The following is a 13,828-nucleotide window of genomic DNA, read 5'->3' as shown; positions in this document are numbered from 1 at the left end:
GAGGCGGATTGCCAACGTCCGCCCGACACCCCATATGCGTCTTCAATCGAAAGGAGCGCATGTCATGACCTACAATCCAAATCCGCTCTACGCGGCCCCGGACGACTGGCGGGCCTATAGCGGGGTTCTGTCGCGGCGCGTCTTCGCCTTCATCATCGACTACCTGATCATCGCACTCCTGTGGATCCCGGCGGCCGTGCTCGTCTTTTTCGTCGGCATCCTGACGCTCGGCCTCGGCTTTATGCTCTATCCGATCCTGTTTTTCATCGTCGCCGGCCTCTATTTCGGCATATCGCTGGCGGGCCCGTTCCAGGCCACCCCCGGCATGCGCGCCATGGGAGTTGCCATGGTGAGGGTCGACGGTCGCAAGATCGACTTCGTCACCGCGATCGCGCATCTCGCGCTCTTCTGGATCCTGAACTCGGTGCTGACGCCGCTGATTCTCCTTGCCGGCCTCTTCACCGAACGCTCGCGTCTGGTCCACGATTTCCTCGTCGGCACCGCCACCATCCGCACGGCCTGACGAAGGCCGCGATGTCGTGGCAGGCGCACAGGACACCTGCCTCGGCTCTCCATCGCGCAAGAATATTTCCTGGACCTCGCGACATTTGAAACGCTAGGACTGTTCCGCTCGCCCTTGGATCGACATAAAGGGCCGTGCCCGGACAGCCCGATCGGCCGGCCCCTGCAGCGGAACCAATGAATGCCGGACTTCCATCTCGTCGCCACTTTCGTCGTCATCCTTGCCACGATCATCGCCTTCGCAAGCGACCGCTATTCGGTGGAGGCGGTTTCGCTCGGTTCGCTCGCCACGCTTCTCGCGATCTTCGGCGCCTTTCCGATGCGCGCCCCGGACGGCAGTGTGCTCGGGCCGGACGCGCTGCTCGCGGGCTTCGGCAATCCGGCGCTTGCGACCGTCATCGCGCTGCTGATCGTCGGCCAGGGCCTCTTCGCCACTGATGCGCTGGAGCGCCCTGCCCGTGTTCTCGGCAATCTCGGCGCCAACCGGCCATGGCTCACCATCGCCATCATTCTCGGCGTGACCGGCACCACCAGTGCCTTTCTCAACAATACGCCGGTTGTGGTGATCTTCATTCCGATTCTGACGGTCGTCGCGGCGCAACAGAGGGTGCCGAGTTACAAGATCTTCATGCCGCTCTCCTTCATCACCATTCTGGGCGGCATGACCACCATCATCGGCTCCTCGACCAACATGATCGCGGCCGGGCTCGCGGCGCAGCAGGGCCTCCAGATCGGCTTCTTCGACCTGACCGGCATGGGCGCACTGCTCGCCGCCGTCGGCAGCGTCTACGTGCTCATCCTCATGCCGCGCCTTCTCAAGGACCGCATATCGGCAGCGTCACGCGAGAACCAGGTCACCGGCACGCAGTTCGTCGGCGAGATCCTCCTGACCGCGGGCCACCGCTATATCGGCATGACTGCCAAGGCCGGGTTCTTTCCGGAAATTCGTGATCTGACGCCACGCCTGCTCCTGCGCCGCGACGTTCCGATCCGCCCGCCCTTCGAGAACATCACCCTGATGCCGGGCGACATTCTGATCGTGACGGGGACGCGCAAGGCTTTCATGGATGCAATCGCCAAGGGCGAGAAGGGAACGACAGGGCTGGAGGGCGAGGACGGCTACAGCAGCAACATCGACGTCGTGCCGCCCGGCGCCCATTACCACATCATCGAGGCGGTGATCGCGCCGGGCTCGCGCTACGAAGGCCGCACGATCCAGCTCTCCGGTCTGCAGGCGCAGTTCGACGTCGCCGTCTTCGGCGTGCAGCGCAAGAGCCGCATGGCGCGCACCGCCCTTTCCGAAATACGGCTCGAAGCCGGCGACACGCTCCTGATCGGCGGCACGATGGACGCCCTCGCCGCGATGCGGGGCAACCACGACATCCTCCTGCTCGAGTACTCCGCCGAATCCGTGCCGCAGAAGCGCAAGGCGAGGATCGCCGCCGCAATCTTCGCCGGCATCGTGTTGCTCTCGGCGTTCGACATCTCCCCGATCGTGGTCAACGCCATCGTCGGCGCCGGCCTGATGATCGCGCTTGGCTGCCTGACGCTCAATCAGGCAAGCCGCGCCTTCGACAAGCAGATCTACCTGATGATCGGCACTGCGATCGCGCTCGCGACGGCGCTGGAGCATACCGGCGGGGCCTCGCTGATTGCGCAGGAGACGATCGCCCTGATGGATGGCGCGCCGACCGCCGTCATGCTTTCCGTGCTCTTCCTGCTGATGGCGGTGCTGACCAACATCCTCTCGAACAACGCCGTCGCCGCGCTCTTCATGCCGATCGCGCTCGACGTCGCCCATCGTGTCGGCGCGCCGCCCGGCGCCTTTGCCGCCGCGGTGATCTTTGCCGCCAACTGTTCCTTCGCGACCCCCGTCGGCTACCAGACCAACCTGCTCGTGATGGGACCTGGCCACTACCGCTTCGCCGATTTCGTGAAGGCGGGCGCACCGCTCGTCGTCATCATATGGTTGACGTTTTCCATTCTTGCGCCATGGTATTATGGACTGTAGCCGCGAAAGGATCGGGCCCCGGCCACGATGAACACCCAGACGTCCCCTTCCCCGCAGTTCTACCTCACGGCGCCGGCGCCGTGTCCCTACCTGCCGGGTGAGAAGGAGCGAAAGGTCTTCACCCATCTCGTCGGACCGCGGGCGACCGAGATGAACGACCTTCTGACGCAGGGCGGTTTTCGCCGCTCGCAGAACATCGCCTACCGGCCAGCCTGCGAATCCTGCCGCGCCTGCATCTCCGTGCGTATCCTGGCCCAGGAATTCACGCCCGGCCGCTCCTTCCGTCGGGTGCTCGCCGCCAATCGCGACATCGTCGCGACGGCTTGTCCGGCGCAGCCCTCCTCCGAACAATTCAGCCTCTTCCGCCGTTACCTCGATCATCGCCACCAGAGCGGCGGCATGTCCGACATGACGGCACTCGACTATGCGATCATGGTCGAGGACACCCATGTGCAGACCAGGATCATCGAATACCGCCTGCGCGCACCCGGCGACGGGCTGAAGGGGCAGCCGAAGGGCGAACTGGTCGCGGTCGCGCTCAGCGATCTCATGAGCGACGGGCTGTCCATGGTCTACTCGTTCTTCAATCCGGCCATGGAGCAACGCTCGCTCGGCACACTGATGGTCCTCGACCACGTCAACCGGGCGAAGGCGCTCGGCCTGCCGCATGTCTATCTCGGTTACTGGGTCAAGGGATCCGACAAAATGGGCTACAAGATCCGCTTCCAGCCACAGGAGCACCTCCTGAGCCAGGGCTGGCAGCGTTACACACCCTCCGAAACCTCCGACGACTAGGGCCGGTTTCCGTCGCGGTTTTGCAGCGCCGACATGGGCGATTTTCGCCATATCCCTTCGGGACGCGGCGGATCTTTACTCCGGGTGCGTCGCCACGGCCTTGCGGGTAGGCTCCACGACGGAAATCCCTCCCCTCCGGCGACAAGATCCAACCGAGTCACGCCCGCCGTACCGCACCGGTGACGGCCGGCTGCCGTTCCGGATCTGCCGCCGCGGACAGCCCGGCGTCTGGGCTCAGGCGTTGCGCAGGATGACGGCCTCCACGGGCCGACGCGGCGAATAGGGCAAGGCCGGCGCATAGCCGAAGCGGAGTACGAGATCGGGACGGCGTCCGTCCAGTCCCGCGACACTCGCCACATCGGCACGCAGCGCGGCGACCTCCACCGGCTGGTTGACGAATGCGGTCCGGATGCCGAGCGCCGTCGCCGTCAGGCAGAAGCGCTGGCAGGCGCGTCCTGCGGCGATCCATCCGGCCGGATTTTCCGGCGCGGCGGAGAAGACCGCAATTCCCGCGGAGCTGTCCATCTGGCGCGCGTACTTGTCGGCCTCGGAGCGGGGCTTGAACGCCATCTCGAAGGCGTGCGGCCCGAGCCACTCCGGCAGGGCCGGATTGCCGCTCGCCGCGGCGTACAGTCCGTCCCCCCTCCCGATTGCCGCCGAGGGGCTGAAGCGGATCCATCGCTTGAGTTCGGCGACGAAGGCACGATCCGCCATCTGCGCGTCGTTGCCGGCGATCACGAGGTCCCGCATCCGGCCGACCGCACCCTGATCGGTCAGCAGAGCCAGATGGACGCCATCGACATCGGCACTCTTGCGGAGTCGCTCGAGGTCGGCGGATGGCACCGGCCGGCCGTCATAGACGCTGCGTGTCGACTGTCTCCTCGGGATGGCGGTGAACATCTTCCAAGTATCGGGATCGGCCGCCATACCATCGCTGATGAAAGCCAGCGATGCTCCCGTTTCATTATCGTCCCGCGTCACCGCGACCGCGCCGGGGCGGCCCGTCGCGATCGCGGCGATGGCGAGATTCTCGACGGCGCAGCCGAGGCTGACATAGAGATGGTGATCGTCAGGATCGACGACCGGCGTGCGACGGGAGAAGTCCGGCCGGATGGCAATGCCGCGATCCGACATCTGAAAGCGCCACGGCTGCGTATTGTGCCCGTTGGCTGCGAGCGTGGCATAACGAACGAGGCCGCGATCCGTTACTGGTGGCATCAGCGGAACGCGCAGATCCCTGGAATAGCGGGCGTAGCGAGCGGCCGCGCGCCTCGCCTCCACGACGATGCCGGCGCCGCCGAGCGCCAGTGCCGCGGAGCCTCCGGTCAAGATTCCACGTCGCGTCAGCATCCGGCTACCTTCCGTCGATCAAAGGAGAAATGATACAACCGAAGGATAACGATACGGCGGCGGCGATCAACCCCTACGAGAGGAAAACTCACCGGCAATATTGACGGTGGAGCCGCCGAACGGCGATTGCCCCGATTCCGGAGCTGGCGAACCGCCGCGCCCTGCACAAGGGCAAGGCAGAAGGGCGTGGCTTTGTCTTACGGCAAGACGATAGCCATGTTATAACGTCGTTGCAACACCAGGATCACGGCCATGAACATCACCATTCGCAAGATCGGCAATTCGGAAGGCATCATCATCCCGAAGGAAGTCCTCGACCGGCTGGGCCTCAAGGCGGGCGACATCGTCGAGCTGACCGAAAATCAGGACGGCTTGCTGCTGAGGTCCACGGATGATGACTTCGCGCGGCAGATCGCTCACGCCGAGCGTTTCATGGAGAAATACAAGACTGCGCTGAAGAAGCTTGCGGAATGACGGACTTCGTCTTTCTTTCACGCCCTCTCGTCGAGGCCTTGCATCGGATGCAGATCGAGCGTTTCGGTGGCGCCGACGGCCTGCGTGACGGCGGGGCTCTGGAGTCGGCACTGGCACGGCCCGTCCACCGCGCGCATTACGGCTCCAGCGACCCTTGCGAACTGGCCGCGTCCTACCTTTTCGGATTGGCGAGAAATCACGCTTTTATCGACGGGAACAAGCGTATCGCGATCGTGACTGCCGCCGTCTTTCTGATCGAAAACGGCTACGAGATCGAGGCAACCGACGCCGAACTCTACGCCTTCGTCATGGCCGTCGCGGCCGGCGAGATCGACGAGGACGGTGCCCGGCGTTTTCTAGCCGATCACACCCTGCCCCGTCGCTGATCTCAGCCGGAGAACTTGCCGCTCCGCGGGAAGCCCTTTGGCACCAGCCGTCCGGCGGAGGCGCGGTCGCCCATCCACTCGACCAGTTCGTCCTTGCTCTTGGTGAAGACGCGGCCGGCGCTGTCCTCCCAGGTCAGACCGTCGGCGATCGCGAAGCACTTCACGTCCGAGATGCCGCCGTCCTTGTAGCGCTGCAGGCGCACGCCCTTGCCGCGCGACATCTCCGGCACCTGCATGAGCGGGAAGACCAGAAGCTTGCGGTTCTCGCCGACGACGGCGACATGGTCGCCGGTGACGGGCACGACGAGCTTCGTCTCGTCCGGCATGCCGACGTTCATGATCTGCTTGCCCTTGCGGGTATTGGCGACCATCTCGCTTTCCGGGATCACGAAACCATTGCCTGCCGTGGAGGCGAGCAGGAGCTTGCGCGAGGGGTCGTGCACGAAGGCCGTCAGCACATCCTGATCGTTCTCCATGTCGACCATGATGCGGATCGGCTCGCCGTGGCCGCGGCCACCGGGCAACTTGTCTCCGCCGAGCGTGAAGACCTTGCCGCCGGTGGTGACGAGCAGGATCTTGTCGGTCGTCTGTGCCGGAAACGCGACCCTGAGGCCGTCGCCCTCCTTGAAGGTGAGGCTCGACGTATCCGAGATATGGCCCTTGAGGGCGCGGATCCATCCCTTTTCCGAGACGACGACGGTGATCGGTTCCTTCTCGATCATCGCCTGCTGGATCGCCTCGATATCGGCCTCCGGTGCATTCGAGAAGGTGGTGCGGCGGCGACCGAGTTCCGTCGCCTTGGCATACTTCTTCTTGACCTCGCCGATCTCCCAGGCAACCGTCTGCCACTGCTTGTCGTCCGAGGCGAGCAGCGACTCGATCTCGGCCTTCTCGGCGGAGAGTTCCTCGTGCTCCTTGCGGATCTCGAATTCCTCGAGCTTGCGCAGATTGCGCAGCCGCATGTTGAGGATCGCCTCGGCCTGGACGTCGGTCAGGTCCCATCTCGCGATCAGGACCGGCTTCGGCTCGTCCTCCTCGCGGATGATGCGGATCACTTCGTCGAGGTTGAGATAGGCGATCAGCAGGCCGCCGAGGATTTCGAGACGCCGGTCGATCGCCGCGAGCCTGAAGCGCGAACGGCGCACCAGCACGTCCTTGCGGTGGTCGAGCCATTCGGTCAGGACCTCATTCAGGGCCATGACCTTCGGCACCTTGCCCATCGAGAGCACGTTCATGTTCAGCGGAATGCGGCTTTCGAGTTCCGTCAGCTTGAACAGCGACTCCATCAGCAGCGTGGCGTCGACGGTGCGGCTTTTCGGCACCAGCACGATGCGCACGTCCTCGGCCGACTCGTCGCGGATATCCTCCAGCAGCGGCAGCCTGCGCGCGATCAGCAGCTCGGCGATCTTCTCGATGAGCCGCGACTTCTGCACCTGGTAGGGAATCTGCGTGACGACGATCTGGTAGCCGCCGCGGCCGAGGTCTTCGGTCTCCCACTTCGCCCTGACGCGAAAACCGCCGCGGCCGGTGCGATACGTCTCGACCATGCTTTCGCGGCTCTCGATGATGATGCCGCCGGTCGGGAAATCCGGGCCTTCGATGCCGCCGCGCTGCGGGTTCGCCGGATCGGCGATCAGTTCCTCGACGGTGGCGCCGGGATTCTTGATGAGATAGAGCGCCGCGTCGCAGATCTCATGGACATTGTGCGAGGGAATGGAGGTCGCCATGCCGACGGCGATCCCGGAGGAGCCGTTGGCGAGAAGGTTCGGGAAGGCGCCCGGCAGAACGACCGGCTCCTCGTCTTCCTCGTTGTAGGTCGGGCGGAAGTCGACGGCGTCCTGGTCGATACCTTCGAGCAGAAGCGCCGCGACCTCGGTCATCCGCGCTTCGGTGTAACGATAGGCGGCGGCGCTGTCGCCGTCGATGTTGCCGAAATTGCCCTGCCCGTCCACGACGGGATAACGCTGCGAGAAATCCTGCGCGAGACGCACCAGCGCGTCGTAGACCGACTGGTCGCCGTGTGGATGGAACTTACCGATGACGTCGCCGACGATGCGGGCGCACTTCTTGAACGCCGAGTTCGGCCGGATGCCCATCTCGCTCATCGCATGGATGATGCGCCGGTGCACCGGCTTCAGACCGTCGCGCACGTCGGGGAGCGCGCGGTGCATGATCGTCGACAGCGCATAGGCAAGGTAGCGCTCTTCGAGCGCTGCCCTCAAATCCACCGGTTGAATATTGTCGCCGCCGTCACCGGGCGGCAAAAGGCTCTTTCCCATGCCCCCTTGCTAGCGGAGATGACCCCGGACGGCAAGGAATCCGGCCGATCCGATTGTGGATTACGGCCGTTTCGGGACAACGCGCCGCAGCGATGTCCGCAGGACGATTAACCTTGCCGAAACGGCCCAACTTTCCCGCTATACTTCTCCCGAAACAGACAGTAGGCTCCGACGCCGAAAAAGCTTCAATGATTACACCGATTTCAAGAGGATTCATTATGACACAGTCCCGGGCGACCAAGCTTTTCCTCGCCGGAACCTTCCTGACATCTCTCTCCGGCCATGCCTGGGCGCTGGATGGTCAGGATCTGCTTAAGAAGATCAATGCCGCCTATGCAAGCGGCAGCGCGACGATTTCGGCCGAGTCGGTCGAGGTGGATGGCAGCGACGTCGTCCTGAAAGGCGCCAAGTTTACGACGCTCGGCGAGAAGCAGTCGAGCGTCAATCTCGGTGACCTGACGCTGACGAATGTCTCCGAGGAAGACGGTGGGGCCTATTCCATCGAGCGCATCGACTTTCCTCCGGTCAATTTCACCGAAGAGAAGTCGTCCGTGACGGTCGACGACCTCTACCTCGCCGGCGTCTGGGTGCCCGCCAGCACCGAAGGCAACGATCTTTCCTCGATGATGCTCTACGAAGAGGCCCATAGCGGACCGATCAAGGTTATCTTCGACGGCAAGGAAGTCTTCTCCATGGAGGAAGCGAGCGGCACGCTCGATGTCGCCGAGGACGAGGAGTCGATGAGCTTCGAGGCCGACATCACCGGCATCAAGGCCGATCTCGCCTTGGTCAAGGACGCCGAGAGCAAGGAAGCCATCGAAGCCCTCAATCTGAAGACGATCGACGGCGAAGTCACCGTGAAAGGCAGCTGGGAGCTCGCCACCGGCACAATCAAGGTCGAGGAATACGCCTTCGACTTCGCCAATATCGGCATGCTGAACCTCGCCTTCAGCGTCTCCGGCTATACCATGGACCTCGTCAAGCAGTTGCAGGAGACCGCCCGCACGATGCAGTCCCAGCCGCAGAACGAGCAGGCGCAGCAGGCTGCCGGCCTCGCCATGCTCGGGCTGATGCAGCAGATGTCCTTCAACAACGCCGAAATCCGCTTCGAGGACGACGGCATCACCAGCCGCGGCCTGGACTACGCCGGCAAGCAGCAAGGTTCCTCGGGTGAGGAAATGGCACAGATGGTGAAGGCCATGGTGCCGATGATGCTCGCCCAGGCCAATCTCGGCGCCTTCGCCAATGAGGTCTCCGAGGCCGTCAACAGCTATATCGACGATCCGAAGAGCCTGACGATTTCCGCCACGCCGGAAAAGGCCGTGCCCTTCCCGATGATCATGGGTGCGGCCATGGGTGCGCCGGACACGCTCCCGAAGGTGCTCGGCGCCAAGGTGACGGCGAACGACTGACGCGCCTTTTCGGCAAATCATTTGTTGCTCTCGAAAGGGCGCGGCTTGCCGCGCCCTTTCGTCGCGGATAGTGGTAGTTTCAGCGCCGCGCGATTGACGGGACCGACCCGCCCCGTCAATCCTTGGTTGCTCATCGACAACCATGGATCTATCGCGCAATGTTTGCCTGGCGACCCCGACCGGTCGAAATCACCGAAAAACTGAACGACACCTCGTTCGAACCCGCGCACGCCGCCTATTATGACGGCAAGAGCGGCGACTGGCTGCGGCTCCTCTTGCAGGCCCGGGTCGATTTCCTGTCGATCTGGCGCCCCGCCGACTTCACCGAACGGGTAACCGCCACCCGCGTGCTCGGCCGGCAGATCGTGCTCGTCAACGCGCCGGACCTGATCCGCCAGGTCGTCGTGAAGCGCCACGAGAACTACGAGCGCAAGAGCCCACAGATGCGCCGGGCGCTCGAATACCTGCTCGGCGACGGCCTCTTCATCTCCGACGGCGAGACCTGGAAGCAGCGGCGCGCGCTCGTCAACGACATCGTCCACACCAACCGTGTGCCGAGCTTCGGGCCGGTGATGGAGAAGACCGCCGGCGAGCTCGTCGAACGCTGGAACAGCATGCCGGACGGGGCAAGCGTCAATGTCCTGCACGAGATGGCCGGACTGACGGCCGAGATCATCTCGCGCAGCGTCTTCGGCAACAATCTCGGCAAGGAGAGCGCCGATGCCGTCACCGACGCCTTCACGAGCTATCAGTCGCTGATCGACTCCATCAATCTCGGCTATTTCATCGGCTTCGACGAAGGCCTGCCGGTGCTGCGCACGCCCTCGCTCCGCCGGTCGGTCAAGCGCATCCACCGGATCATCGACAAGGTGGTCGAGGACCATCTCGCCGGGCGCGGCGACCACAACTCCATGGTCGAACTCCTGATCCGCCGCCAGGAGCGCAGCCCGGAGCTGAAGCTCGACCTCGTCGCGCTGCGCAACGAGGCGGCAACGATCTTCATGGCTGGCCATGAGACCACCGCCGCGACGCTCACCTGGGCCTGGTACCTGCTGTCGCGTGCCGGCTGGGCGGAACAGGCCGTGCACGAGGAGATCGCCCGCGTCTGCGGCGATCGCACGCCGACGATCGACGATGTGCCGAAGCTCGACTATTGCCGCGCGGTGATCGAGGAGACGCTCCGGCTCTATCCGCCGGTGCCGATTCTCGCCCGTCAGACGAAGCAGGCCGACACGATCGGCGACCTGCCGGTCGAACCGGCGTCGCTCGTGCTCATCGTGCCCTGGCTGCTGCACCGCACGCCGAGCCTCTTCGAGGACCCGCATCTCTTCCGGCCCGAGCGCTTCCTCGGCGACCGCCGGCCGGTCCCCTACAGCTATATTCCGTTCGCGAGCGGTCCACGGGTTTGCCCCGGCATGAATTTCGGCCTCACCGAAGCGATCCTCTGCCTTGCGGTCCTCGCCCAGCGCTTCCGCGTGCGTGTCGATGCCGACCACAAGGTGGAACCGCTCTGTCGCCTCACCCTGCGCCCGAAGGGCGGGCTGCCGGTGACGCTGCATCGGCGCTGAAGGAGGTCGACAATGGCAACGGACGACAAGACGCCGGATGTGAAGGCGGCCAAGCGCAAGGCCTGGGTCTATGCCGAGGAACAGCGGCCCGCATTCGCTGACTGGCTCGCCGGCGGCGACCGGCGCAAGCGCTTCGTCCGCTACTGGTTTTCGGACAACGTCTGGAACCTCCTGCACCTGGCCGGACATTTCGGGCTGAAGCTGCTGCCGATGGACGCATGTTCGGCCTTCGGTGCACGGCTCGGCGTCTTTGCCATCCCGCGCTTCCACAAGGCGGCGGAGAAGAGAACCCGTGCGACGATCGCGGCGCTCTGCCCGCACCTCAGCCCTGCGGAGCAGGAGGCACTGTTCATCGAGAACTGCCGCTCGCAGGGGCGAATCATGACCGAGTTTTCCGTCGTAAACCGTCTTGCGGAACATCCAGAGCGCATCGAGGTCCACAACATGGAGTGGGTGCTCGACGCCGCCAAACGCGGCCCGGTCATCTTTGTGGGCATGCACCTCGGCAATTGGGAGATCGGGCCGATCGTGCTGCAACGTGCGGGTCTCGTTCCCTACATCAATTACACACCACCACCTGGCCGCGCCAAGGCGTGGATCTCGGAGCGTGTCCGGCGCAAGAACGGATTGAACTTCCTGCCCCCTGGGCTCCAGGGCATCCGCCCTGCCGTCAGCGCTCTGAAGAAAGGCGGCATCGTGTCCGCCTTCTGCGACGAAGGCGTCGGTGGCAAGCTGCGCGGCCCCCTCTTCGGCCGCAAGCCGCATCTGGAAGGCAATCTCGCGATGACCGTGCGGCTCGCCCGGATGACCGGCGCCACCATCTGCCCATGGTACAATCTGCGCACCGACGGCTTCCGCTTCGAGGCGCATGCGCTACCGCCGATCGTGCTGCCACCGGAGACGAAATCCGGCGAGCGCCTGCTCGACGACATCCAGCTCCTCAACGACGCGATCGAACCGGTGATCCGTGAGCATCTGGGCCAGTGGTTCTTCCTCGACAACGCCTTGCCCAAGAGCTGATACGCAGAACAGAAAAGGCCCCGGAAGCAACAGCTTCCGGGGCCTTCTTCATTTCGGCAGGAAAATCGGTTCAGTCCTTTTTCGGCTGCGGCACGACACGCAGCGCCAGCTCGCGCAGCTGCGTCGGGGTCGCCTCCGAAGGCGCGTTCATCAGCAGGTCCTGCGCCTGCTGGTTCATCGGGAACAGGGTGACCTCGCGCAGGTTCTTCGCGCCGACGAGCAGCATCACCACGCGGTCGATGCCGGCCGCCATGCCGCCGTGCGGCGGGGCGCCGTACTGGAAGGCACGGTACATGCCGCCGAAGCGTTCCTCGACGTCGGCCTTCGAAAGACCGACCATCTCGAAGGCCTTGACCATCAGCTCCGGCGACTGGTTACGGATCGACCCGGAGGCAATCTCGAAGCCGTTGCAGACCATGTCGTACTGGTAGGCCTTGATCGACAGAGGATCCTGACCTTCCAGCGCTTCCATGCCGCCCTGCGGCATCGAGAACGGGTTGTGGGCGAAGTCGATCTTCTTCTCTTCCTCGTTCCATTCGAAGAACGGGAAGTCGACGATCCAGCAGAGTTCGAAGCGGTCGCGGTCGATGAGGTTCAGTTCCTCGGCGGCGCGGTTGCGCGCTTCGCCGGCGAACTTGTAGAACTTCGCCGGTTCGCCGGCGACGAAGAAGCAGGCGTCGCCTTCATCGAGGCCGAGCTGGGTGCGGATCGCTTCCGTGCGCTCCTCGCCGATGTTCTTGGCAAGCGGGCCGGCCCCTTCGAGGACCGCGCCTTCCTGGCGCCAGAAGATATAGCCGAGACCCGGCTGGCCCTGCTGCTGCGCCCAGCCGTTCATGCGGTCGCAGAAAGCGCGCGAGCCGCCGGTCTTCACCGGGATCGCCCATACCTCGACCTTCGGGTTGGAGGCGATCATGTTCGCGAAGACCTTGAAGCCGGAGCCGGCGAAATGCTCGGTCACGCTCTCCATGACGATCGGGTTTCTGAGGTCCGGCTTGTCGGAACCGTATTTACGGATCGCCTCGTCATAGGGGATGCGCGGGAATTCCTGCGTCACCGGCTTGCCTTCGGCGAACTGCTCGAAGACGCCGCGCATGACCGGCTCCATGGTCGTCCAGACGTCTTCCTGGGTGACGAAGCTCATTTCGAGGTCGAGCTGGTAGAATTCGCCCGGCAGGCGGTCGGCGCGCGGGTCCTCGTCGCGGAAGCACGGGGCGATCTGGAAATAGCGGTCGAAGCCGGCAACCATCAGCAGCTGCTTGTACTGCTGCGGGGCCTGCGGCAGCGCAAAGAACTTGCCCTGGTGGATACGCGAGGGCACGAGGAAGTCGCGGGCGCCTTCCGGAGAGGAGGCGGTCAGGATCGGCGTCGAATATTCGGCAAAGCCGATCTCGCCCATGCGCCGGCGCATGTCGGCGATGATCTGCGTGCGCTTGACGATGTTCCGGTGCAGCGTCTCGCGGCGCAGGTCGAGGAAGCGATACTTCAGGCGAACGTCTTCCGGATAGTCCGGCTCGCCGAAGACCGGCAGCGGCAGTTCCTTGGCCGCCGACAGGACTTCGATCTCCTGGGCGTAAAGCTCGATCTCGCCGGTCGGCATGTTCTTGTTGATCGTGTCTTCCGAACGGGCCTTGACGAGGCCGTCGATGCGGATGACCCATTCGCCGCGCACGGTTTCCGCGAGCTTGAAGGCCGGGCTGTCCGGGTCGGCGACGACCTGGGTGATGCCGTAGTGGTCGCGCAGGTCGATGAAGAGCACGCCGCCATGGTCGCGAACGCGATGAACCCAGCCGGAAAGCCGGACGGTGTTGCCGACATCGGACTTACGGAGAGCGGCACAGGTGTGGCTGCGGTAACGATGCATTTTGCTAAATCCTGGACTTGGGCGCCGGCAAGAAAGGCGAAAAAGCGCCCCGAACTGCCGAGAGAAAATCGGGCGGAAAAGCGCACGTGCCGTCCGATTTGTCAAGGCTGGAGCAGATATGGTCGCTATTTCGGCTATAACGGCAGAAGC

Annotated in this window: 11 protein-coding genes; 8 read left to right on the top strand and 3 right to left on the bottom strand. The window is 64.2% G+C overall.

Annotated elements, in window-relative coordinates; all coding sequences use genetic code 11:
• Positions 1–64 precede the first annotated feature (64 nt).
• The 3 genes from DFR48_RS04940 to DFR48_RS04930 all read left to right on the top strand — a co-directional run bounded on the left by DFR48_RS04940 (position 65) and on the right by DFR48_RS04930 (position 3,328).
• Positions 65–523, top strand: a complete 459-nt coding sequence (locus DFR48_RS04940; protein ID WP_114362058.1) for an RDD family protein — start codon at positions 65–67, stop codon at positions 521–523.
• 180 nt (positions 524–703) lie between these two features.
• Complete coding sequence (locus DFR48_RS04935; RefSeq protein WP_114362056.1) at positions 704–2,533, top strand: SLC13 family permease; 1,830 nt, start codon at positions 704–706, stop codon at positions 2,531–2,533.
• Between the two features lie 27 nt (positions 2,534–2,560).
• The gene (locus DFR48_RS04930; protein WP_114362054.1) at positions 2,561–3,328 is read left to right on the top strand and encodes an arginyltransferase; all 768 of its coding nucleotides are present in this window, start codon (positions 2,561–2,563) and stop codon (positions 3,326–3,328) included.
• Between the two features lie 234 nt (positions 3,329–3,562).
• Here DFR48_RS04930 and DFR48_RS04925 read toward each other — a convergent pair whose 3' ends face one another.
• A complete protein-coding gene (locus tag DFR48_RS04925) occupies positions 3,563–4,678 on the bottom strand; it encodes an Acg family FMN-binding oxidoreductase (protein ID WP_114362053.1) in 1,116 nt (371 codons plus the stop codon).
• A 252-nt stretch (positions 4,679–4,930) separates the two neighbouring features.
• Here DFR48_RS04925 and DFR48_RS04920 point away from each other — a divergent pair, with 252 nt between their 5' ends.
• Both DFR48_RS04920 and DFR48_RS04915 read left to right on the top strand, forming a co-directional pair.
• A complete protein-coding gene (locus DFR48_RS04920; RefSeq protein ID WP_114362052.1) occupies positions 4,931–5,152 on the top strand; it encodes an AbrB/MazE/SpoVT family DNA-binding domain-containing protein in 222 nt (73 codons plus the stop codon).
• Complete coding sequence (locus tag DFR48_RS04915) at positions 5,149–5,538, top strand: type II toxin-antitoxin system death-on-curing family toxin (RefSeq protein ID WP_114362050.1); 390 nt, start codon at positions 5,149–5,151, stop codon at positions 5,536–5,538. Before DFR48_RS04920 ends, DFR48_RS04915 begins: the two co-directional genes overlap by 4 nt.
• 2 nt (positions 5,539–5,540) lie before the next feature.
• Here the strand turns inward: DFR48_RS04915 and parC are convergent, their stop codons facing one another.
• Complete coding sequence (parC, locus tag DFR48_RS04910) at positions 5,541–7,817, bottom strand: DNA topoisomerase IV subunit A (RefSeq protein WP_114362048.1); 2,277 nt, start codon at positions 7,815–7,817, stop codon at positions 5,541–5,543.
• Between the two features lie 218 nt (positions 7,818–8,035).
• Between parC and DFR48_RS04905 the strand changes: the two genes are divergently transcribed.
• The 3 genes from DFR48_RS04905 (at position 8,036) to DFR48_RS04895 (ending at position 11,817) form a co-directional block, all read left to right on the top strand.
• Complete coding sequence (locus DFR48_RS04905) at positions 8,036–9,229, top strand: YdgA family protein (RefSeq protein WP_114362047.1); 1,194 nt, start codon at positions 8,036–8,038, stop codon at positions 9,227–9,229.
• Between the two features lie 158 nt (positions 9,230–9,387).
• Entirely contained in the window at positions 9,388–10,797 is a 1,410-nt protein-coding gene (locus DFR48_RS04900; RefSeq protein WP_114362045.1) for a cytochrome P450, read from the top strand.
• Positions 10,798–10,809: 12 nt separating this feature from the next.
• Positions 10,810–11,817: a lysophospholipid acyltransferase family protein gene (locus tag DFR48_RS04895; RefSeq protein WP_114362044.1), complete on the top strand. Its 1,008-nt coding sequence runs from the start codon at positions 10,810–10,812 to the stop codon at positions 11,815–11,817.
• A gap of 70 nt (positions 11,818–11,887) precedes the next feature.
• Here the strand turns inward: DFR48_RS04895 and aspS are convergent, their stop codons facing one another.
• Positions 11,888–13,678: an aspartate--tRNA ligase gene (gene aspS / locus DFR48_RS04890; RefSeq protein ID WP_114362042.1), complete on the bottom strand. Its 1,791-nt coding sequence runs from the start codon at positions 13,676–13,678 to the stop codon at positions 11,888–11,890.
• Between the last annotated feature and the right edge of the window lie 150 nt (positions 13,679–13,828).

Origin of the sequence: Ciceribacter lividus, assembly GCF_003337715.1 — a bacterium.
Lineage (GTDB): Bacteria > Pseudomonadota > Alphaproteobacteria > Rhizobiales > Rhizobiaceae > Allorhizobium > Allorhizobium lividum.
Note: the sequence above shows the minus strand (reverse complement) of the source record. Positions and strands in the feature narration are given on the sequence as shown.

Excerpts from the sequence above, each read along its gene's own strand:
- aspS (WP_114362042.1), bottom strand. The coding sequence starts at position 13,678 with ATGCATCGTTACCGCAGCCACACCTGTGCCGCTCTCCGTAAGTCCGAT.
- DFR48_RS04895 (WP_114362044.1), top strand. The coding sequence starts at position 10,810 with ATGGCAACGGACGACAAGACGCCGGATGTGAAGGCGGCCAAGCGCAAG.
- DFR48_RS04915 (WP_114362050.1), top strand. The coding sequence starts at position 5,149 with ATGACGGACTTCGTCTTTCTTTCACGCCCTCTCGTCGAGGCCTTGCAT.
- DFR48_RS04940 (WP_114362058.1), top strand. The coding sequence starts at position 65 with ATGACCTACAATCCAAATCCGCTCTACGCGGCCCCGGACGACTGGCGG.
- DFR48_RS04920 (WP_114362052.1), top strand. The coding sequence starts at position 4,931 with ATGAACATCACCATTCGCAAGATCGGCAATTCGGAAGGCATCATCATC.
- DFR48_RS04930 (WP_114362054.1), top strand. The coding sequence starts at position 2,561 with ATGAACACCCAGACGTCCCCTTCCCCGCAGTTCTACCTCACGGCGCCG.
- parC (WP_114362048.1), bottom strand. The coding sequence starts at position 7,817 with ATGGGAAAGAGCCTTTTGCCGCCCGGTGACGGCGGCGACAATATTCAA.
- DFR48_RS04900 (WP_114362045.1), top strand. The coding sequence starts at position 9,388 with ATGTTTGCCTGGCGACCCCGACCGGTCGAAATCACCGAAAAACTGAAC.
- DFR48_RS04925 (WP_114362053.1), bottom strand. The coding sequence starts at position 4,678 with ATGCTGACGCGACGTGGAATCTTGACCGGAGGCTCCGCGGCACTGGCG.
- DFR48_RS04935 (WP_114362056.1), top strand. The coding sequence starts at position 704 with ATGCCGGACTTCCATCTCGTCGCCACTTTCGTCGTCATCCTTGCCACG.
- DFR48_RS04905 (WP_114362047.1), top strand. The coding sequence starts at position 8,036 with ATGACACAGTCCCGGGCGACCAAGCTTTTCCTCGCCGGAACCTTCCTG.